Raw genomic sequence first — 21323 nt, forward strand, 5'->3', positions numbered from 1 at the left:
TTGAATAGGGGTATAGATATAGAAAATGCTTTTAAATTTGAAGATGTAATATTTGTTGATGTGAGATCTCCTTTAGAATATGAAGAAGATAGAATTATTAATTCTATTAATATTCCTATTTTAGATGATAAAGAAAGAAAAATAGTTGGAACAATATATAAAAAGCAAGGAAAAGAATTTGCAATAGAAAAGGGATTAGAGTTTGTTTCAAAAAAAATTAAAAATTTATATATACAATTTAATGATTTATCTAAAAGTTATAAAAATATAGTTGTGTATTGTTCAAGAGGTGGAATGAGAAGTGGGTCAGTTGTAAATTTTTTGTTAAATTTAGGAATAAGTGTATATCAGCTTAAAGGAGGATATAAAAGTTATAGAAATTATGTTATAAATTTCTTAGAAAATATAGATAAAAATTATAGATTTATTGTTCTTCATGGATTAACTGGAGTTGGAAAAACAGATGCTATTAGGTATTTAAATGAGAAAGGGCTTAGAGGTTTGGATTTGGAGAGTTTGGCTAGAAATTGCGGATCTGTATTTGGGCATGTTTGTTTTAATGATAATCCCCCTAGTCAAAAGTTATTTGAATCGTTAATATTTGATTACATAAGAAATTCAAATTCTAAATATATATTTATAGAGAGTGAAAGTAAAAGGATAGGATCAGTTCTTATTCCAAATAGTGTATATGATACTATGATAAAAGATGGATATCATGTTTTGTTTGAAAGTGATATTGAGTTTAGAGTTAAAAGGTTAGTTGATCAGTACATAAATTTAAATTGTAAAAATGATATTGTAATTTTAGAATGTTTAGAAAAATTAAGAAAGAGATTAGGAAATGAGAAAATAGATTATTTGATTGAACAGTTAAATTTAAAAGAGTATGCTATAATAGCAAAAGAACTTATTATTAATTATTATGATCCTTTATATAAGTATTCTATTAATAAGTTTAATTATAATGATATTATAAGTTGTGATGATTTTGAAAAAGCCATGGCAAAATTAATTAAAATTTACCAAAGATTAAAAGAAGGGAGTTAAATATATGAGTTTAAAAGTAGCTTTAGAATCACTTGGATGTTCTAAAAATTTAGTTGATGCTGAGATAATGCTTGGAATATTGAAAAATGAAGGATATAGTCTTACAAGTGACTTTAGTCAAGCTGATGTAATAATAGTAAATACATGCGGATTTATAGAACCCGCAAAAGAAGAATCTATAAATGCGGTATTAGAGTTTGCACAATACAAAGATAAAGGGAATTTAAAAATTCTTATAATGACTGGATGCTTAGCTCAAAGGTATAGTAATGAACTTAAAAAGGAGATTCCAGAAATTGATGCAATTATTGGAACAGGAAGTTATTCTAAAATAGCACAAGTAATACAAAGATTATCAAAAGAAAAGAATATAATTGAAATTGATGAAATAAATTTTGTATATGATGAAACACTTCCAAGATATTTAAGCACACCGAATTATATGGCGTATTTAAAAATTGCTGAAGGATGTGATAATCACTGTACATATTGTATAATACCTAAATTAAGAGGAAAATATCGAAGTAGGAAAGTAGAAGATTTAATAAAAGAAGCAAAAAATATAGCAAAACAAGGGGTAAAAGAATTAGTTATAATAGCTCAAGATACAACAAGGTATGGAATAGATTTATATAAAGAAAAAAAATTATCCTATTTATTAAAGGAACTTTGCAAAATTGAAGAATTAAATTGGATTAGAGTAATGTATTCTTATCCAGAAGCATTAAATGAAGAAATAATAAATACAATAAAAGAAAATAAAAAAATATGTAGTTATTTTGATATACCAATACAACATTGTAGTGATAGAATATTAAAATTAATGAATAGAAGAACAACAAAAAAAGACATAATACAAAAAATAAATTTAATAAGAAAAAATATACCTAATGCTGTACTTAGAACGTCTATAATAGTAGGATTTCCAAGTGAAACTGAAGATGAATTTAATGAATTAAAGGACTTTATACAAGAAGTAAAATTTGATAGATTAGGAGTATTTGCATACTCAAAAGAAGAAGGTACTGCAGCAGCAAAATTAGAGAACCAAATACATGATGATATAAAAGAAAAAAGAAGAGAAGAGTTGTTATTAATACAACAAAAAATATCTCTTGAAAAAAACAAATCTAAAATAGGTAATATATATGAAGTTTTAGTAGAAGAAAAATTAGAAGAAAATATTTACATAGGAAGAACATATCAAGATGCATATGAAATAGATGGAGCTGTATATATAAATACAAATAAAAACATAAAAATTGGAAGTTTTGTTAATGTAAAGATAAATGGTGCATTAGAATACGATTTAATGGGGGTGTTATTGGATGAACCTACCAAATAAATTGACAATATTCAGAATTATATTAGTTCCTGTGTTTGTAGTAGTAATGTTGTCTAATTTAAAAAATTCATTATTTATCTCAGCTGGTATATTTGCATTAGCATCAATTACAGATTTTTTAGATGGATATATTGCTAGAAAATACAATTTAATAAGTGACTTTGGAAAGTTTATGGATCCTTTAGCAGATAAGATTTTAGTTGCTTCTGCTTTAATAACAATGGTAGAACTTAATTTAATACCTTCTTGGATGGTAATAATAATAATATCTAGAGAGTTTGCTGTAAGTATATTAAGAGCTATAGCATCATCAAATGGAATAGTAATAGCTGCAAGTAAATGGGGTAAAGCAAAAACTATATCTCAAATATTTGCTATAATGATGATTCTTTTAAAAATACCATATTCAAATATAGTTTTGTGGATTGCAGTATTTCTTACTATTTTTTCTGGGTATGATTATATATATTTAAATAGAAATTTATTTAAAAATATGGATTAATACAACATATTGAATAATTTACTACATAATTGACTATAAAGTAAATATAATATATAATCTTCTTAGAACGTTTGTTCTCAAAAGAAAGGTGGTTATAAAAAATGGATGAAAACAAAAGAAAAGCATTAGATATGGCATTATCTCAAATAGAAAAAGAGTTTGGAAAAGGGTCTATAATGAGATTGGGAGAAGCTTCTAAATTAAATATAGAGGCAATATCAACAGGATCTATAGGACTTGATATAGCTATAGGGGTAGGAGGACTTCCAAAAGGAAGAATAATAGAAATATATGGACCAGAATCTTCTGGTAAAACTACAGTTGCACTTCATACTGTAGCAGAAGCTCAAAAACAAGGGGGAATAGCTGCATTTATTGATGCAGAACATGCACTTGATCCGGTTTATGCAAAAGCTTTAGGAGTAGATGTAGATAATTTAATAGTATCTCAACCTGATACAGGAGAACAGGCTCTAGAGATAGCAGAAGCTTTAATTAGGAGTGGAGCAGTAGATATAATAGTTATAGATTCAGTTGCTGCACTTGTTCCTAAAGCAGAAATAGAAGGTGAAATGGGAGATGCCCATGTTGGGCTTCAAGCTAGGCTTATGTCTCAAGCTTTAAGAAAATTAACAGGAGCTATAAAAAAATCGAATACTGTTGCTATATTTATAAATCAACTTCGTGAAAAAGTGGGAATTATGTTTGGAAATCCTGAAACTACAACTGGAGGTAGAGCACTTAAATTTTATGCATCTGTAAGACTTGATGTTAGAAAAATAGATATAATAAAACAAGGAGATAAGATACTTGGAAGTAGAACTAGAGTAAAAGTAGTTAAAAATAAAGTTGCGCCTCCATTTAAACAATGTGAATTTGATATAATGTATGGAGAAGGAATATCAAAAATAGGAGATCTTTTAGATATGGCTGTAGAAATTGATATAGTAAAAAAATCAGGGGCTTGGTATAGTTATAACGATACAAGACTTGGTCAAGGAAGAGAAAATGCTAAAAAGTTTTTATCTGAAAATGATGAATTAGTGAATGAAATAGAATCTAGAGTTAGAGAACATTATGGTTTGATAAAATCAGAAACTGTAGAACCTGAATAGAATTTGCAAAACTTGACACCTTAATGAAAAAATTATACAATTAAAGAAGAGGCTTTTTCACAATGCATAGGAATTTATATAAATTCCTATGCATTTAACCATTGATGCATAAAAAATAAAAAATTAATTTGCAATGGATTATAAATAGGATTAATTAAGGGTAAATTTTATAAATGGGAGGTGGAGATTATTAACTATTTTGAAATACTATTAATTGTTGCAGGAACTGGTATAGGCATTTTAGTAGGATATACAATAAGAAAGAATATAGCAGAAAGTAAAATTGGTTCTGCGGAAGAAATGGCTAAAAAAATATTGGACAAAGCCAAACAAGACGCTGAAACTATAAAAAAAGAAAAATTAATAGAGGCAAAAGAAGAAGTCCATAAATTAAGAAGTGAAGCAGAAAAAGAAAATAAGGAAAGAAGAAATGAGCTTCAAAGATATGAAAAAAGGTTATTACAAAAAGAAGAAAATATTGATAAAAAGCTTAATTCATTAGAATTAAAAGAATCTAATTTAAATGAAAAATTAAAATCAATAGTAAAAAAGGAATTAGAAATAGAAGAGATAAAGACTAAACAAATTGAAAAGTTAGAAAGCATTTCTGGAATAACTTCTGAACAAGCGAAAGAAATCATTCTTTCAAATACAGAAAAAGAAATACGACATGAAATGTCTATGATGATAAAAGAAATAGAAACTGCTGCAAAAGAAGAAGCTGAAAAGAAAGCAAGAGAAATAATAGCTTATGCAATACAAAAGTGTTCTGCAGATCATGTTGCTGAAACTACTGTTACAGTAGTAAATCTCCCTAATGATGAAATGAAAGGTAGAATAATAGGGAGAGAAGGTAGAAATATAAGAACGTTAGAAACTTTAACTGGTATAGATTTGATAATAGATGATACTCCGGAAGCAGTAATATTATCTGGATTTGATCCTATAAGAAGAGAAATTGCAAGAATTGCTTTAGAAAAGTTAATATCAGATGGAAGGATACATCCTGCAAGAATCGAAGAAATGGTAGAAAAAGGAAAAAGAGAAGTTGAAGCTGCTATTAAGGAACAAGGGGAACAAGCTACATTTGAAACTGGAGTTCATGGTCTTCATCCTGAATTAATAAGATTACTAGGGAGACTTAAATATAGGACAAGTTACGGTCAAAATGTTCTTAAACATTCTATAGAAGTATCTTATTTGGCGGGAATAATGGCAGCTGAAATCGGTGCAGATGTGAAACTTGCTAAGAGAGCAGGGCTTCTTCATGATATAGGAAAAGCTGTTGATCATGAAATGGAAGGAACTCACATTGAAATAGGAATGGATTTGTTAAGAAGATATAAAGAATCAAAAGAAGTGATTCATGCTATGTCAACTCATCATGGAGATTATGAGCCTCAAACTGTTGAAGCGGTATTAGTTACTGCTGCAGATGCTATATCTGCTGCAAGACCAGGAGCGAGAAGAGAAACATTAGAGGTGTATATAAAGAGATTAGAAAAATTAGAAGAAATAGCAAATTCATATGATGGAGTAGATAAGTCATATGCTATTCAAGCAGGTAGAGAGATTAGAATTATAGTAAAACCTGAAAATGTAACTGATGAAGGAATGCATCTTCTTGCTAGAGAGATAACTAAGAGAATAGAAGATGAATTAGAATATCCAGGACAAATAAAAGTAAATATAATAAGGGAAACTAGAGCTATAGAATATGCAAAATAAAGTAAAAAATAAGACTTGCAATCTAAAATAGATTGAAAGTCTTTTTATTTTAATATAATTATTGAGGTGATTGAAATAAAAGCTAAAATTTTAGCAATAATATTAGTTGTTTTTCTAACTAGTAAATTAGTATTTTCTCAAGAAGATTATATATTAAAAAATTTTAAAATATACATAAATATAGACAGTAGAGGAAATATTCATGTAATAGAAAATTTGACATATAAATTTAATGTTGAATCAAATGGTGTAACTAGAAGTATATATATTAAAGATCCTTCTAATATTGACAATTTAAAGGTTTATGAAATTTATCCACAAAAAAAAGAATTGCAAGTGGAAGTGTTTAACAAAACAAGCAGTTTTGATTTTAGAATTTATGATAAATTTAAATATGAAACAAAGGTATTAAGGGTTGAGTATGATTTAAAGAATTTTATAAAATTTTACGAAGATACTAGTGAATTTTTATTAAAAATTTTTGATAAAAACAATAAAAATGTGATTGAGAATCTAACTATATATATTTTTTTGCCTGAGGAAAGTAATTTTAAAAATATAAAGGCTTATCAACATGGGTATTTATATAAGAATATAAAAATAAAAGACAATCGAATAATTTATAATATTGGAAAATTTCCTTTTAATACTGGTTTAGAATTGAGAATTTTACTGCCAAATAATTTTTTTTATGTAAACGATAATTTAAAAAAGAAATTATATGTTTATGATAAGTTTTTAAAAGAAGAAAAAAACTTAGATATTGAAATTAATAAAAAAAAGAGTAATATTAAATTATTTAATAACATAGGTATATATAGTTTAGGGATTGAAATTTTACTTATATTAATATTATATTCAAAGTTATATTTTAATAGGAAATATAATTTGCCTAGAAATTATTATTCAAAATTACCGAATGATTGTACTCCAGCAGTAGTTAGTTGTCTTGTAAAGTATAAAAAAATAAATTTAAAGGACATGATAATTACTTTAGTTGATTTAGTTAGGAAAAAATATATAAGTATAGAAATAATAAACAATAAAAAAGATTATAAATTTGAAATTATAAAAGAAAACATAGATGAATTAAAAAATCATGAAAAACATCTGATAAATTGGATATTTTACTCAATAGGACATGGGAAGATTATATATTTAAGTGAGATAAAAAGATATAATCAAAGCAGACAAAACTTTAATAAATTTAAAAAATATTACAGCATCTGGAAAAATAAAGTAATTGAAGAGTGTGAACTTTATGGATATTTTATAAAAAATAAAATTTTTTTAAATTATATAGTTATTATCTTAGGATTGATTAAATTGATTTTAGGAAGTTTAGGGTTGTATTTATGTTCACAATATTTGAAAATGGGATCAATCGCTTATATACTGTCAAGCGCAATATTGTTTTTATATATTATAACTATTAAAAGAAGTATTATAGGACATATTGAATATAAAAAGTGGAAAAATTTTAAGAAATTTTTGTTGAATTTTAGAAATAAGAAAGTGATTAATTTAAATAATAAACATATATGGGAAAAATATATTGTATATAGTTTTTGTTTAAATATATATAAAGATATATTATATAGATTTAAATCAATTATTGAGTTAAAAGAATGTAATTATTTAAAACTTATTGATAATAAAGAATTTGTAAATTCAATAATAGAAGCTTTTAAATTAAACGATTTGAACGGTAAAATATTCAAAAATAAGTAACAAAGAAAGCGCTATGAGCATAATTAAAGTCATAGTGCTTTCTTTGTTGAATTAACAATAAAAACTATCTATATTTCTAATGTCTGTTCCCCAAAATCTCCAACGACCTCTTATCCATTTATAACCAGCTATAGAGTTTCGTCCTACAAAAATTAACCATACCCAAAAGCTTCTACCGTTTTCAAGCCATATATAAGTAAATTTATAACGACAAAATCTTATAGCTCCTGGATCAATGGCTTTAAGTTCAGGTCCTTTTGATTTTTTAGGTATATATGATGGGGGAGGTCCTGGAGGAAGTTGATTATTGTAAAAAAACATAGTTATTCCTCCTTTCTTTTATTAATTTATGATTAAACATTAAAAATGTCACATAATTTGAATTTTTAAAATAATAATAAGAAATGTTAGTATTAGAAATATAGAAATTATTAAAATGTTTAAGGAGAGAAATTTATGTTTAAGGAATTAGAAAATAGTGAATTATTTAAAGGGTTTGATAGCGAACAAATACATAATATGTTAAAAAAGATTAATTATAAAATAGAGGAATTTTCTAAGGGTGAAGTTATCGCCATGGAAGGAGAAAATGTTGAGTCTTTAGGTATAGTATTATCAGGAGAAATAAATGTGAATAAGATGTATGAAAATGGAAAGCAATTTCAAGTAAAAAAAATAGTATGTGGTGATTTAATAGGACATGGATTTGTTTTTTCGGATATTAATTATTATTCAAGTACGTTAATATCAAATGATTATTCGAAGATTTTATTTATTTCTAATGAAAATATTATTGATTTGTGTATGGGAAATAGAAAATTTTTAAGTAATTTTGTAAGATTACTTTCAAATCAAGTTATATATTTAAGTGAAAGATTAAAATTTATTTCTTGTGGAACGATAAGACAAAAAATAATTAATTATTTATTGACAGAATATAAGAAACAGAAAACATTAAAAATAAAAATTTTTGTGACTCGTAAAAAAATGGCTGAAATATTTGGGGTTACTAGACCAGCATTATCAAATGAAATGATACGCATGAAAAAAGAGGGATTAATAAAATATAAAGAAGATATTATTGAGATAATAGATATTTATAAACTTGAAGAAGAATTAGAAAAATAAACTTTGCCGTAATATTTATTACGGATTTTTTTTATTTTAGTTGATATACTTTTGTTAAATATAAAATGAATAAGGAGGTAAAAATAAACAATGACTACGATATTATTGTTTTTAGGAACAATTATTGCTCTTGGTATATCTTTATATAAAAATAAAGAAAAAACTTTAGATACAATAAAAAAAGCAAGAGGTATGATGGGAAGTATGATTTCAGATATAGTAGGAGTATTATTGATTATAGGGTTAATACTTTCTATAATACCACCTGAAAAAATTGAAAGTTTGATAGGAAGTGGAAGCGGTTTTATAGCTACAATAGGTGCAGCATTTGTAGGTACGATTACTTTAATACCAGCATTTGTAGCATTTCCATTAATAGGATCATTAAGAGAAAATGGAGCTGGTATTATGACTTTGACTGCGTTTTTAACTACTTTGACAATGGTTGGTTTTGTTACATTTCCCATTGAAAGTAGAACTTTTGGAAAAAACTTTGCAATTAAGAGAAATGTTTTAAGTTTTATATTTGCATTAATTATAGCTTTAATTGTAGGAGTGGTGATGTAATGAAACAGATAATTAGAAAAAATAAAACGTTGATTATTGCAATAATTGGATATATAGCACTTTTTTTGTATAATACAGAATTAGGGTTAAAAGCATTAAATGAAAGTAAATATTACTTTGTAGAAATGATAAAAATATTACCGGCTGTATTTGTATTAACATCATTAATTCAAACGTGGGTACCTACTGAAGTTATTATGAAAAATTTTGGAAACAAATCAGGGATAAAAGGAAAAGCACTTTCGTTTGCTATAGGTTCTTTATCTGCAGGTCCAATATATGCAGCTTTTCCAGTGTGTAGAACTCTTATAGATAAAGGAGCTAGTGTTGAAAATATTATTATAATTCTCAGTTCATGGGCAGTAGTTAAAGTGCCAATGCTTATTAATGAAGCCAAATTTATGGGAGTAAAGTACATGTGTATTCGATGGATTTTTACTATAATTGCAATATTTTTAATGGCTCAAATTATGAAATTATGGATAAAAGAAAGTGAAATAAAGGAAAAAGAAGTATTGAATTTTGATATGGTAGTAGTAAATGAAGATATTTGTATTGGGTGTGGAAGTTGTGCTAGAAAATTTCCTGAGATTTATAAAATGAAAAATGGAAAAGCCATAGTAATTGATAACATTACTGAAAAAGTAAGTAAAGAAGAAATTGAAAAATCGAAAAAGAGCTGTCCGGTACATGCGATTAGTTGAATTTTATCTGTAAATGTTTTATAATTATGGAATAAAAGAAAATATTTAGCTAGGGGTGCCTTGTTATAGGCTGAGAGATAGTGACTATCAACCCTTTGTACCTGAACTGGATAATACCAGCGTAGGAAAGCTTATTTAATATAATTTAAAAGTATATTTTAAAAAAAGAGTCTTATTCCTATACTGGAATAAGGCTCTTTTTTATTATAAATGAGGAGATGGTAATATGGAACCAACATTGACAATAGCAGGATCGGATTCATCTGGTGGTGCAGGGATACAAGCTGATTTAAAGACTTTTAGTGCTATAGGAACATATGGAATGAGTGTTATAACTGCTGTAACTGCACAAAATACACAAGGAGTATTTTTAGTAGAAGAATTGAGTAGTGAAATTGTAAAAAAACAAATTGAAGTAATATTTAATGATATACCACCAAAGGCGATAAAAATAGGTATGGTGTCTAGCTCTCAAATAATAAAAGAAATAGTAAATACACTAAAAAAATATGATTATAAATATTTAGTATTAGATCCGGTTATGATATCTAAGAGTGGATATCATCTTTTGCAACCGGAGGCTAAAATGAATTTAATAAAATATCTTATACCCATGGCGTATATAGTAACACCTAATACATTGGAAGCAGAAGAAATAACTAAAGTAAGCATAAAAAATATAGAAGATATGAAAATAGCAGGTGAAAAAATATTAAGTATTGGTCCGAAATATGTGCTTATGAAAGGAGGTCATTTAGAAGGAGATGCGGTAGATGTACTTATAGGTAGAGATATTTTTAAAATTTATAAAGAAAGGAGATTAATTAAAAAGAATACTCATGGAACGGGGTGCACTTTATCGTCAGCTATAACTGCTTATTTAGCTTTAGGTTATGATATAGAAAGAGCTGTGGAATTAGGTAAAATATATATAACACAAGCTATAAAAAATAGTTTTGATATAGGGAATGGAGTAGGACCTGTAAATCATTTTTGGAATATAGATTATGAAAAAGTTAAATAATAAGAATAAAATATAAAAATTATTAAAGGGGAGTAAGTATGAAAGATAAATTAAAACTTTATTTAATAACAGATTCAAATATTTTGCGAGGAAGAGATTTTTATAAATGTATAGAAGATGCATTAAAAGGTGGGGTAAGAACAGTTCAGTTAAGAGAAAAAAATTGTTTAGGAAAAGAATTTTTAGAAAAAGCTTATAAACTTAGAGAACTAACTAAAAAATACAATGCATTATTTATAATAAATGATAGGGTTGATATAGCACTTCTTGTGGATGCTGATGGTGTTCATGTTGGACAAAAAGATATACCGGTGCATGAAGTTAGAAGATTGATTGGAAAAAACAAAATTTTAGGAGTAACTGCAAAAACTTTACAAGAAGCTGTTGATGCTGAGAAATACGGAGCTAATTACTTAGGTGTAGGAGCTATTTTTAATACAAATACAAAGTTAGATGCAAAACGTATTAGTATAAATACGTTAAATACTATACGAAAAAATGTAAATATACCTATAGTTGCAATAGGTGGTTTAAAGTTAAATAATATAAATATACTTAAAAATAATGTAGATGGATATGCAGTAGTATCAGCTATATTAACTTCTGATGACATATACAATGAAAGTAAAAAATGGATAAAGTGTATTTGTTGAAACAGAAAAAGTATCATTATATTTATATATTACGATATTGACATATTTGTAATAACGTAGTATAGTATAGTATAGGTGTGATAATTATTATTAAATGATATTAGGAGGTTATAAATATGATAAAAGTTATAACAAGTAATGATTTTAAAAATGAGGTAGAAGATAATAATGGAGTAGTTGTAGTTGATTTTTTTGCACAGTGGTGTGGACCTTGTAAAATGTTAGCTCCAGTACTTGAAAATTTAAATGAAGAAATGAAAAATCAAGTTAAATTTTTAAAAGTAGATATAGACAAGGATATAAATTTAGCTGAAAAATTTGGAATAACTAGCGTTCCGACTATGGTTGTATTTAAAAATGGAAAACCAGTAGATGCAATAATGGGATTTAGACCTAAAGATATGATAAAAGCTCAAATAGAAAATCATTTATAAGATGGTGATCAATAATGAGATATGATATAGCAATAATAGGAAGTGGACCAGCCGGTTTATCTGCAGCTATAAATGCAAAAATAAGAAATAAAAATATAATAGTGTTTGGTAGTTCTAATTTGAGTGAAAAAGTAATAAAAGCGCCGAAAGTTGATAATTATTTAGGATTATATGGTATAAATGGTGAAGATTTAAAAAATTCATTTAAAGCTCATATAGAAAAAATGGATATACAAATTACAGAAGAAAGAATTAATAATGTTTACGCAATGGGAGAGTATTTTGTTATAACAGCAAATGAAAAAATGTATGAGGCAAATTCTGTTATATTAGCTACAGGAATAGAATATACAAAGCCTATAAAAGGTGAAGAAGAATTTGTAGGTAAAGGTGTAGGTTATTGTGCTACTTGTGATGCAGCTTTATATAAAGGAAAAAGAGTTGCAATAATAGGGTATAACAGTGAAGCTGAAGAAGAAGCTAATTTTTTAATGGAAATAGCATCAAAAGTATATTATATACCTATGTATAATAAAGATTATAATGTAAATAAAGATGTAGATATAATAAAAGATGTACCATTAGAAGTAAAAGGAGATACTGTGGCAAGTAAATTGATTTTAAAAAATACAGTTTTAGATGTTGATGGAATATTTTTTATAAAAAATAGTATATCACCTAAGTATTTAGTTCCAGGACTTGAAATTGAAAATGGACATATAAAAGTTGATAGAAATATGAAAACTAATATAGCAGGTTGTTTTGCAGCTGGAGATTGCATAGGCAAACCATATCAATATATAAAAGCTGCTGGTGAAGGTCAAGTTGCAGCTTTAAATGCAGTTTCATATTTAGATAAAAAGTAATTTAAATATAGGTGTCATTAATTTAATGATACCTATATTTTTTTATAATAAATTTAAAAATATAGTTAATTACTAATAATTAAAGTGGTAAAATAGAAATATATTTTTTTTAGGAGGATATGTATGTATAAAATTTGGGATGTAAAAGGGGAAAAAATAAAAGGTTTATCTATTGTTGAAAGTATTCTTTATTCAAGAGGAATGACTGATAAAAATGAAATAGAAGAATTTTTGAGTGATAAGCCTAAAAAAACATATAATCCATTTCTTATTAAAAATATGGATGAAGCTGTAAAAAATATTAAGTATCATTTAGAAAATAAAAATAAAATAGTAATATTTGGAGACTATGATGTGGATGGGGTAACTGCCACAGCTTTATTAGTAGAATTTTTTAATAATTTAACTGCTAATATAGATTATTATATACCTAATAGATTTTCTGAAGGATATGGATTAAATAAAGAAGCTATAAAATATATTAAGGAGAAAATGGGAGCAAATCTTATTATTACAGTTGATAATGGGGTAAGTTCTTTTGATGAAGTGGAATATGCAAAAAAAATAGGGTTAGATATTATAGTTACGGATCATCATAATCCACCAGAAAAACTTCCAGAATGTATTTTAATAAATGTAAAACAGAAAGATGATAAATATCCTTTTAAAGAGCTTTGTGGTTGTGGTATAGCTTTTAAGTTGGCCCAAGCATTGCAAAGAGAATTAAGTTTACCAAAGACTACATTATCCAACGCTTTAGATTTAGTAGCACTTGGAACGATAGCAGATATTGTACCTCTAATAGATGAAAATAGAACTCTTGTAAAGTATGGATTGAAATCAATAAATTCAAATAAACGGTTGGGATTATCTATTTTAAGAGAAGTAGTTGGGCTTTATGATAAATATATTAATGCAGGAAGAATAGGATTTGTTATTGCACCGTGTTTTAATGCAGCGGGTAGAATTGAAAATGCAAAGTTAGGGGTAAAGCTTCTTTTAGAAAATAATGAAGAAAAAGCTAAAGAGTTAGCTGAAGATTTATATAAACTTAATATTGAAAGACAAAAAATACAAGAAAAAGGAGAAAAATATTGTAAAATATTAGTTGAAACAAATTATATGAATTATGATTTTCTTGTGCTTAAAGTAGATGAAGTTTCAGAAGGAGTTATAGGAATTATAGCAGGTAGAATAAAAGATTTATTTTATAAACCTACACTTGTTGTAACTAAAACAGAAGAAGGATTTTTAAAAGGAAGTGGTAGAAGTATAAAAGGAATAAATATATATGAAGAACTTGCTAGTGTATCAGACTTATTTTTGAGTTTTGGAGGACATGAAATGGCATGTGGATTTTCTTTAGAAGAAAGTAAGTTAGAGGAATTAAGAGAAAAATTGGATAAAAGAGCTAAAGAAATTAAATTGCAAAACCCTGATATATTTATTCCTAAATTAAGTATTATGACAGAACTTGATGCACAAGAACTAAATATTGATTTGATAAATGAAATATCCAAATTAGAGCCTTATGGTATGGCAAATCCTAAACCTTTTTTTATGATAAAGAATATAGAAGTTAATACGAGTTGGACTAGAGGATGCGGAAATAATAATGTTCATCTTAAATTTAGTGGTAAAAAAGATAATATTTTTTTAAGCGGAATAGGTTTTTCATTATCAAAAAAGTATGAGGATTTAAAAAATAAAAATTTTGTAGATGTGGTTTTTACTCCTGAAATTAATGAATATAATGGCAAAGTTAGTCCACAAATGATTATAGAAGATATAAGAGAAACTTCTTAAGATTTAAAGGAGGGGTAAAATTGATTTCTTTAGAAGAATATCAAGAGTTTTTTGAAAATATAACTTATGGAAAAAATATTGTTAAGAGTGAATTTAATATGTTAAATGCTTCAACAATGTTTGAAAAAAATTTATTGTTTTTTGTAAGAGTTTGTAGAGAAGTTCAATATTGTTTAGATGATTTAGATGTTATAGTTAAATTTTATTTAAAAAAAGATAATAAACATTTTTGGAATTTCCTTAAAATTGTTGTATTAGATGAGAGGATTTCTCAAGATCCACAAGTTTTTAAGGGATTATTATTGATATTAGAAAATCTTATAGAAGTGGCTGATAAACAACATATATTGAGTTTGTTGAGAATAATTTCGCAAAAGCAAAATATTAAAAAATTTTGTGATGAAAATACAAATTTATTTTTGGAATTTATTATAAATGTATTTGATAAGCTTTTACATTCAAAAGAAGTCTGTTTATAATAAATATAGTATTTATATATAAAATACAAGATGAGGTAGATATAATGACTAGAAAAAGCAGTAAGAGATTTTACAATAAAAAAGGAATTTATTTTAGCAAAGTAATACCTAAACTTTCAATAACTTTATATCTTAGTATATATTCAATTTATTATTTTGATGTAAACATATTAAAAAGTTATTTGCCATTAAGTGATGAAATGTTAAGAGTTTTATCTGTTTTGATAGCTTATATATTAAGTAGTTATATAGTTACTAAAAATTTAAAAAATCATAAAACTATAAAATTAACTTATATGATTAACTTTATAGTTTTTATAATTGTATTGTTAATATAAATTCAGTATTTTTATAAGTGGGATATAATTTACAACGAAGAATTTTTTATATATTCATTAATTAAAAGGTCTAATTCTTGACTTAATTTTAATATTTTTTCATCTACATAGGTTTCGTAATTTAAATTTATTAGACTGTCGTTTAGTTTATTTCTTAATTCGTTTATTTTTTGTTTTAAATTTGTAATTTCCATTATACATCAACTCTTTCTATATTGTTAATTTTTATTGGAAAAATATATAAATCGCATAAAAACATATTATAAAAAATTAATATACTTTTTCTATAGGAAATTATACCTAAATTTATTAAAAAAATTATAAAAATATGAAATTTTTATTGAAAAACTAGGGAAATATAAATGTAAATTCCCTAGTTTTTTGTTGCTTAAATTTTTAATTAATAGTCTTAATAGGAGGAATTGTATTGTTTAAATATTGTTTGTTTGAAAATATACTGTTAAATGCTATTGTGTTTTTTATATTTTTTAAGATAAATCCTGTTAAAGAAAATTTTATAAACATGAATATTCATCCTCTTGTTATAGTTGTAACTGCCATGGCTTTAATATATGGTAATTATTTGGGAATTATGAGTGCTTTAATAGCGTCTGTAACATTTATTTATGCATATTACCTTTTAGGAAGAGATTTATATTTATTTTTTATAGATTATTCTTATTATAAATTTTTACTTATGTTTTTTATTTGTGCTTTTGTTTTTGGTAAATTTAAGGATAATTGTGATTTCAAAGTTGACAATTTAAAATTAAAAAATGAAATTTTAAGAAAAAATTATGAAGATTTAAAAGAAGGATATGAAAAATTGAGATTTATAAAAGAAGAATTGAGAAAGCAAATAGTTGGAGCTGAATATAGTATAGTTTCTTTATATGAAATAGCATCGAAACTTGAAACGTTAGATTCGGAAGAAATATATACAGAAATAATGTATATTTTATCTAAATTTTTAAAGGCTAGAACAATGTCTATATATACTGTAAGTGATGATAACAAATATTTAAGATTAAAACTAAAAAAAGGGGAAGATAAAATAATACCAAATTCTATAAAAATATCTGATAAATTTTGTTATAAAAAACTTATAAATGGAAAAATTACTATAAAAAGAAATGGAGAGTGTGAAAATGAATTTCCACTTCTTTCCGGACCTATTGTAAAAGATAATAAAGTTATAGCTGTTATAAATATAGAAAGTATGGATTTTGAAATGGTAACAGAATACTCTTTTAATCTATTTAAAGTGATTGTAGATTGGATAAATAGAGCTTTAGCTCAAGCGATAGAGGTAGAATCAAAACTTAATAAGAAAAAGTATTATAAAGATACTAATATTATGAAATATGAATTCTTTAAAGAACGACTTGATGAAGAAAAAGAAAGAAAAAGAAGATATAATTTGGATTATGGTTTTTTAAAATTTAAAAATAATGATGTGAGTATAAAATATTTAGATAGTCAATTAAGCAAATTAATTAGAAATGTTGATGTTGTAGCTTATGATGAAAAAAATGATATACTTTATATTTTACTTCCTGCAACTCCTTCTAATATGTCTTATATTATTGAAAAAAGGATATTAGAGGGATTTAATTTTAAATTGGAGAGGTTAAAAGATGAATGTTAAAATAAGTGTTATTTATATATTGGCTATAATATTAGCATTTGCTATTTTTGTACAAATATCGAGGTTTAGTACTTTTGAAAAGATATTTACTGTTAATCAAGAGTATAAACAAAGTAAATTACACTATATTTCATGTTCTGTTCCTAAAGATTATAAAAAAATATTAGTATTATATTCAAGAAAAGATGAAGGGTCTAATAGTTTATATAATAATATATATTATACATTTAATATGGCAAAACTAAATTATAAGTTAATAAATATTGAATCTAAAGATGTTGAAAAAGAAATAAATAAATTAAAAAAAGATGATTTATTAGTAATAGGAAGTGAAAGGTTGTATGAAATAAAAAAACCTCAAAAGATAAGACAGTATATTGAAAAAGGGGGGAAGGTTGTATTTCTGGTTAGATCGAATTTTAATCAATTTAATAATATAGTTGGAATAAAAAAGAATAGAGGTTTTTTAAAAAATACATTAAATGGATTTAAATTTGAAAAAAAATTATTTCCAGGACTTGATAAACTTGAAATTACAAATGAAAAAATTATAAATTCATCTTTAGATGTTGAATTAAATGATAGCGTAGATATACTTGCAACTTCTGAAAATAGACCTATTATTTGGACAAATAAATATAAAAAAGGTCAGATACTTTATATAAATTCTACACTTATGATGGATAAAGCAAATAGAGGCCTTTTGCTTCAATATATTTCATATATAGATGATTGCTTTTTATCAACCATATTTAATGGAAAAATAGTGAATATAGATGATTTTCCAGCACCCATAAAGCCAGGAAAAGATGAAGTGATATATTCTCAGTATAATATGGATAATAAATCTTTTTATAAAAATATATGGTGGTCATCCATTTACAATATAGCAAAAAAATACAATATTAAATATACAGGGCTGGTTATTGGAACTTATACGAACACTACAAAAACTCCTTTGAATAAATTAAACAAGTTAGAACTTGAAGATATAAAATATTTTGGAAGAAAATTATTAGAAAATTATGGGGAAATAGGGATACATGGATATAATCATAATTCACTGGCATTAGATAATCAAATAAACTTTAAAAAATACAATTATAATAAATGGGAATCTCAAAAAGTTATGGAAAAAGGTTTGACTATTTTAAAAAATAATTTAAATAACATATATGGACGTATAAAAATATATACTTATGTTCCTGCTTCAAATATTATATCAAAAGAAGGAAAAGTTGCTGTTAAAAATGTTTTTAAAGATATAAAAATTTATGCCGGACTTTATACAGGTGAACCTGAAAAAGGAGTTTTATATCAGGAATTTGGTAAAGATCCAGATGTTTCTGGAGTTTATGATTTTCCGAGATTAAGTTCGGGTTATCATTATAATGTAGATGTTATGTGGGATATTTATAATGGAATAGCACATTATGGAATATTTAATCATTTTATTCATCCAGATGATATATTAGATAAAAAAAGATCTAAAGGAAATACATGGAAAGAAATGGAGATGAGTTTAGAAAAAATATTTGCAAATGTATATAAAAATTTTGGTTTTTTAAGACCTATGACTAACATACAAGCTTATGATGAATATATAAAAAAAGAAGAGCTTAAAGTTTATGTAACAAAAAAAAATAATACTATAAGCATTTATTACGATAAATTAATACCTCCTGCATATCATTACTTAAGACTTAAAAACAACAAAATATCAAAAATTAAAGGAGGAGAATTTACATTGATAGATAAAAATACTAATCTCTATTTAATAAAAGGAAGTGAAGCTAAAATTGAAATAAAATTAAAATAGGTGATAAAAATGAAATTTGTAAGTGTTTTGAATTTTTTTTTAGGTTTTATTTTTGAAATAATAGTTTTTTTAGGATATATAAATGAAGTGGTAGGTTTTAATAGTTTTTTATTTATTCATTTAATTATTATGTTAATTATATATAGTATTAATAAAAATAAAAAGTTACCTTTTTATTTGGCATTTTTTTTTCCTGGGATTGGAATAATTGTTTTGATGTTTTTAGATTTGTTTTTAAGTTTGACTAAATTTAAAGATGATATGATTATTGAATATGAAAAATATATAGAGTATATAAATAAAATGATAATAAAAAAAAATATTGATTTTCAAAGGGAAATTAATATTATATCAGCATTAGATGCTTTAAAATATTCTTCTAATGAGATAAAAAAAGATTTAATTATAAATCTTATTTCGGATGATATTGATATAAAGGTTAAAATACTTAAAAATGCTTTAAAAGATGATGATCCAGAAGTTGTTCATTATGCTTCTTCAACACTTAATTTAATAGAAAATGAATATGAACATGAAATAAATAATTTAAAAGACAGTTATTCTGATAAAAAAGAGAAGAGTATATTAAAAAAACTTATAAATATATATGATAAATATTTAAGTTCAGAGATATTTAGTGATAAGTTAAGAAATAACATATTAGAAGAATATGTAGATGTATTAGAGGAATTTATAAATAAATTTGATTTAGATTATGAAGTATTATTAAAGTTAGCAGATACTTATATGAACTTGGATAAAATTGAGGAAGCTGATGAAGTATTAAAAATACTTTATAAAAATTATCCTGAAAAATATGAAATTTATATTTATTCTATGAAATTATTTTATATGATGGGAAATTTTAAAGAAGTTACAAGTATTGCCAGGGAAATTGATAGTTTAAATTTGAACATATCTGATAAATACAATGAAGTAGTTGATTTTTGGAAATGAAAAGGGGATCATATATGGAAATTTGTATATTTTGTGAAGGATCATATCCTTATATATCAGGAGGAGTATCATCATGGATTGATATTTTGATAAATGAAATGAATGATAAAAAATTTAAAATTGTTTCAATAATGCCGTCAAGAGAAGAAAATCTACATTATAAATATACTATTCCATCTAATGTTATTGAAGTAAAAACAATATATTTAAATGATTATATTGATTTGAATCCAAATAAAAAAAATAAAGAGCCAAAACTGACAAAAAAAGAAGCATTAGAAGTAAAAAAGTTTTTTAGATTTTGTAAAGATATTAATTGGAATTTGATAGGAAGTATTATACATAATAAAAATAAGTTTGGGGATTGTATTGAATTTTTACAAAGTGAATTTTTCTGGAATATGATATTAGAAATTTATAAAGATAAATACAGTAAAGAAGAATTTAATCGTTTTTTTTGGACTATAAGGTCTATGTTTGTTGGATTTATAAATATAATTCAAAATAATATTCCTAAAGCAGATGTATATCATAGTGTTTCTACTGGATATGCAGGCTTTTTAGGGGTATTAGCTAAAGTAAAATACAATAAACCTTTTGTTTTAACAGAGCATGGAATTTATGCAAGAGAAAGAGAGGAAGAGATAATAAGAGCTAAATGGGTTAGTGGAATATACAAAAAAATTTGGATAGAATTTTTTTATTTTATATCAATAGGAGCTTATAAAAGTGCTGATATAGTAATATCTTTGTTTGATAGGAATAGAAAGATACAATTAGAATTAGGAGCAATTAAAGAAAAAAGTGTTGTAATACCCAATGGTATAGATTTAAGCAAATTTAATATTGAACATAAAAAAGAAAATGTATTTAATATAGGTTCTATTTTAAGAATAGTTCCTATAAAAGATGTAAAAACATTAATAAGAGCGTTTAAGTTGGTTAAAAATAAAATGTTTAATGTTAAGTTATATTTAATAGGACCACATGATGAGGATAGAGAGTATTATAAAGAATGTTTAAAATTAGTTAAAAATCTTGGACTTGAATATGATGTAGAGTTTACAGGTAAAGTGGACATTATAAAATATTTAGAAAAAATTGATGTATTAGTTTTAACTTCTATATCAGAAGGACAGCCTTTTGTCATGCTTGAAGGTATGGCTGCGAAAATTCCATTCGTTGCAACTGATGTAGGAGCATGTAGAGAACTTTTAGAAGGAAAAGAAAATGATGATATAGGTGTTGCTGGAATTATAACTAGTCCTGTTTCGCCAAATGATACGGCAAGTGCTATTATTAAACTGTTGAATAATGAAGGTTTAAGAAAAAATATGGGTGAAAATGGAAGGGAAAGAGTTGAAAAATATTATACGAAAGAAAGTTTTATCAAAAACTACAATAAAATATATGAAAGCTTAAGGTGATT

The 21323-nt window shown here is 25.0% G+C and carries 22 protein-coding genes and 1 riboswitch; of the genes, 20 read left to right on the top strand and 2 right to left on the bottom strand.

Annotated elements, in window-relative coordinates:
- The 6 genes from mnmH (at position 1) to BUA19_RS01290 (ending at position 7471) form a co-directional block, all read left to right on the top strand.
- Positions 1-1050, top strand: coding sequence for a tRNA 2-selenouridine(34) synthase MnmH (gene mnmH, locus BUA19_RS01265; RefSeq protein ID WP_072723060.1), 1050 nt, complete (start codon positions 1-3; stop codon positions 1048-1050).
- A gap of 4 nt (positions 1051-1054) precedes the next feature.
- Positions 1055-2395 carry a 30S ribosomal protein S12 methylthiotransferase RimO gene (gene rimO, locus BUA19_RS01270; RefSeq protein ID WP_072723061.1) on the top strand — a complete coding sequence of 447 codons (1341 nt, stop codon included), beginning with the start codon at positions 1055-1057 and terminating at the stop codon, positions 2393-2395.
- Entirely contained in the window at positions 2379-2897 is a 519-nt protein-coding gene (pgsA, locus tag BUA19_RS01275) for a CDP-diacylglycerol--glycerol-3-phosphate 3-phosphatidyltransferase (protein WP_072723062.1), read from the top strand. The genes rimO and pgsA overlap by 17 nt, the downstream gene beginning before the upstream one ends.
- A gap of 101 nt (positions 2898-2998) precedes the next feature.
- Complete coding sequence (gene recA, locus BUA19_RS01280; RefSeq protein ID WP_072723063.1) at positions 2999-4012, top strand: recombinase RecA; 1014 nt, start codon at positions 2999-3001, stop codon at positions 4010-4012.
- A 186-nt stretch (positions 4013-4198) separates the two neighbouring features.
- Positions 4199-5740, top strand: a complete 1542-nt coding sequence (rny, locus tag BUA19_RS01285; protein WP_408645595.1) for a ribonuclease Y — start codon at positions 4199-4201, stop codon at positions 5738-5740.
- Between the two features lie 66 nt (positions 5741-5806).
- On the top strand, positions 5807-7471 hold the full coding sequence (locus BUA19_RS01290) for a DUF2207 domain-containing protein (RefSeq protein ID WP_072723065.1): 1665 nt from the start codon (positions 5807-5809) through the stop codon (positions 7469-7471).
- Between the two features lie 51 nt (positions 7472-7522).
- Here BUA19_RS01290 and BUA19_RS01295 read toward each other — a convergent pair whose 3' ends face one another.
- A complete protein-coding gene (locus tag BUA19_RS01295) occupies positions 7523-7792 on the bottom strand; it encodes a hypothetical protein (protein ID WP_072723066.1) in 270 nt (89 codons plus the stop codon).
- A 135-nt stretch (positions 7793-7927) separates the two neighbouring features.
- On the opposite strand from BUA19_RS01295, the gene BUA19_RS01300 reads away from it, so the two are divergent.
- From BUA19_RS01300 to BUA19_RS01345, 10 genes are all read left to right on the top strand, one after another.
- On the top strand, positions 7928-8599 hold the full coding sequence (locus BUA19_RS01300) for a Crp/Fnr family transcriptional regulator (protein ID WP_072723067.1): 672 nt from the start codon (positions 7928-7930) through the stop codon (positions 8597-8599).
- A 90-nt stretch (positions 8600-8689) separates the two neighbouring features.
- On the top strand, positions 8690-9166 hold the full coding sequence (locus tag BUA19_RS01305; protein WP_072723068.1) for a permease: 477 nt from the start codon (positions 8690-8692) through the stop codon (positions 9164-9166).
- The gene (locus BUA19_RS01310) at positions 9166-9870 is read left to right on the top strand and encodes a permease (protein WP_072723069.1); all 705 of its coding nucleotides are present in this window, start codon (positions 9166-9168) and stop codon (positions 9868-9870) included. Before BUA19_RS01305 ends, BUA19_RS01310 begins: the two co-directional genes overlap by 1 nt.
- Positions 9871-9911: 41 nt before the next feature.
- Positions 9912-10015, top strand: a riboswitch (TPP riboswitch).
- Between the two features lie 81 nt (positions 10016-10096).
- A complete protein-coding gene (thiD, locus tag BUA19_RS01315) occupies positions 10097-10894 on the top strand; it encodes a bifunctional hydroxymethylpyrimidine kinase/phosphomethylpyrimidine kinase (protein ID WP_072723070.1) in 798 nt (265 codons plus the stop codon).
- A 38-nt stretch (positions 10895-10932) separates the two neighbouring features.
- The gene (gene thiE, locus BUA19_RS01320) at positions 10933-11547 is read left to right on the top strand and encodes a thiamine phosphate synthase (protein WP_072723071.1); all 615 of its coding nucleotides are present in this window, start codon (positions 10933-10935) and stop codon (positions 11545-11547) included.
- Between the two features lie 116 nt (positions 11548-11663).
- On the top strand, positions 11664-11981 hold the full coding sequence (trxA, locus tag BUA19_RS01325) for a thioredoxin (protein WP_072723072.1): 318 nt from the start codon (positions 11664-11666) through the stop codon (positions 11979-11981).
- Positions 11982-11995: 14 nt separating this feature from the next.
- Positions 11996-12847: an NAD(P)/FAD-dependent oxidoreductase gene (locus tag BUA19_RS01330; RefSeq protein WP_072723073.1), complete on the top strand. Its 852-nt coding sequence runs from the start codon at positions 11996-11998 to the stop codon at positions 12845-12847.
- A gap of 123 nt (positions 12848-12970) precedes the next feature.
- Positions 12971-14653, top strand: coding sequence for a single-stranded-DNA-specific exonuclease RecJ (gene recJ, locus BUA19_RS01335; RefSeq protein ID WP_072723074.1), 1683 nt, complete (start codon positions 12971-12973; stop codon positions 14651-14653).
- 20 nt (positions 14654-14673) lie between these two features.
- Positions 14674-15132, top strand: coding sequence for a hypothetical protein (locus tag BUA19_RS01340; protein WP_072723075.1), 459 nt, complete (start codon positions 14674-14676; stop codon positions 15130-15132).
- A gap of 44 nt (positions 15133-15176) precedes the next feature.
- The gene (locus BUA19_RS01345; protein ID WP_072723076.1) at positions 15177-15470 is read left to right on the top strand and encodes a hypothetical protein; all 294 of its coding nucleotides are present in this window, start codon (positions 15177-15179) and stop codon (positions 15468-15470) included.
- A gap of 29 nt (positions 15471-15499) precedes the next feature.
- Here BUA19_RS01345 and BUA19_RS01350 read toward each other — a convergent pair whose 3' ends face one another.
- The gene (locus BUA19_RS01350) at positions 15500-15664 is read right to left on the bottom strand and encodes an aspartyl-phosphate phosphatase Spo0E family protein (RefSeq protein WP_084601877.1); all 165 of its coding nucleotides are present in this window, start codon (positions 15662-15664) and stop codon (positions 15500-15502) included.
- Between the two features lie 233 nt (positions 15665-15897).
- On the opposite strand from BUA19_RS01350, the gene BUA19_RS01355 reads away from it, so the two are divergent.
- The 4 genes from BUA19_RS01355 to pelF are packed head-to-tail and all read left to right on the top strand — an operon-like array spanning position 15898 to position 21321.
- Positions 15898-17118: a GAF domain-containing protein gene (locus BUA19_RS01355; protein WP_072723077.1), complete on the top strand. Its 1221-nt coding sequence runs from the start codon at positions 15898-15900 to the stop codon at positions 17116-17118.
- The gene (locus BUA19_RS01360) at positions 17108-18937 is read left to right on the top strand and encodes a DUF2194 domain-containing protein (protein WP_072723078.1); all 1830 of its coding nucleotides are present in this window, start codon (positions 17108-17110) and stop codon (positions 18935-18937) included. Before BUA19_RS01355 ends, BUA19_RS01360 begins: the two co-directional genes overlap by 11 nt.
- 9 nt (positions 18938-18946) lie before the next feature.
- Positions 18947-19894: a tetratricopeptide repeat protein gene (locus tag BUA19_RS01365; RefSeq protein ID WP_072723079.1), complete on the top strand. Its 948-nt coding sequence runs from the start codon at positions 18947-18949 to the stop codon at positions 19892-19894.
- A 14-nt stretch (positions 19895-19908) separates the two neighbouring features.
- The gene (gene pelF, locus BUA19_RS01370) at positions 19909-21321 is read left to right on the top strand and encodes a GT4 family glycosyltransferase PelF (RefSeq protein ID WP_072723080.1); all 1413 of its coding nucleotides are present in this window, start codon (positions 19909-19911) and stop codon (positions 21319-21321) included.
- The last annotated feature ends 2 nt before the right edge of the window (positions 21322-21323 follow it).

The sequence above is a fragment of the Tepidibacter thalassicus DSM 15285 genome, from assembly GCF_900129915.1.
GTDB lineage: Bacteria > Bacillota > Clostridia > Peptostreptococcales > Peptostreptococcaceae > Tepidibacter > Tepidibacter thalassicus.

Excerpts from the sequence above, each read along its gene's own strand:
- rimO (WP_072723061.1), top strand. The coding sequence starts at position 1,055 with ATGAGTTTAAAAGTAGCTTTAGAATCACTTGGATGTTCTAAAAATTTA.
- pgsA (WP_072723062.1), top strand. The coding sequence starts at position 2,379 with ATGAACCTACCAAATAAATTGACAATATTCAGAATTATATTAGTTCCT.
- recA (WP_072723063.1), top strand. The coding sequence starts at position 2,999 with ATGGATGAAAACAAAAGAAAAGCATTAGATATGGCATTATCTCAAATA.
- BUA19_RS01295 (WP_072723066.1), bottom strand. The coding sequence starts at position 7,792 with ATGTTTTTTTACAATAATCAACTTCCTCCAGGACCTCCCCCATCATAT.
- BUA19_RS01300 (WP_072723067.1), top strand. The coding sequence starts at position 7,928 with ATGTTTAAGGAATTAGAAAATAGTGAATTATTTAAAGGGTTTGATAGC.
- BUA19_RS01305 (WP_072723068.1), top strand. The coding sequence starts at position 8,690 with ATGACTACGATATTATTGTTTTTAGGAACAATTATTGCTCTTGGTATA.
- BUA19_RS01310 (WP_072723069.1), top strand. The coding sequence starts at position 9,166 with ATGAAACAGATAATTAGAAAAAATAAAACGTTGATTATTGCAATAATT.
- thiD (WP_072723070.1), top strand. The coding sequence starts at position 10,097 with ATGGAACCAACATTGACAATAGCAGGATCGGATTCATCTGGTGGTGCA.
- thiE (WP_072723071.1), top strand. The coding sequence starts at position 10,933 with ATGAAAGATAAATTAAAACTTTATTTAATAACAGATTCAAATATTTTG.
- trxA (WP_072723072.1), top strand. The coding sequence starts at position 11,664 with ATGATAAAAGTTATAACAAGTAATGATTTTAAAAATGAGGTAGAAGAT.
- BUA19_RS01330 (WP_072723073.1), top strand. The coding sequence starts at position 11,996 with ATGAGATATGATATAGCAATAATAGGAAGTGGACCAGCCGGTTTATCT.
- recJ (WP_072723074.1), top strand. The coding sequence starts at position 12,971 with ATGTATAAAATTTGGGATGTAAAAGGGGAAAAAATAAAAGGTTTATCT.
- BUA19_RS01345 (WP_072723076.1), top strand. The coding sequence starts at position 15,177 with ATGACTAGAAAAAGCAGTAAGAGATTTTACAATAAAAAAGGAATTTAT.
- BUA19_RS01350 (WP_084601877.1), bottom strand. The coding sequence starts at position 15,664 with ATGGAAATTACAAATTTAAAACAAAAAATAAACGAATTAAGAAATAAA.
- BUA19_RS01360 (WP_072723078.1), top strand. The coding sequence starts at position 17,108 with ATGAATGTTAAAATAAGTGTTATTTATATATTGGCTATAATATTAGCA.
- BUA19_RS01365 (WP_072723079.1), top strand. The coding sequence starts at position 18,947 with ATGAAATTTGTAAGTGTTTTGAATTTTTTTTTAGGTTTTATTTTTGAA.
- pelF (WP_072723080.1), top strand. The coding sequence starts at position 19,909 with ATGGAAATTTGTATATTTTGTGAAGGATCATATCCTTATATATCAGGA.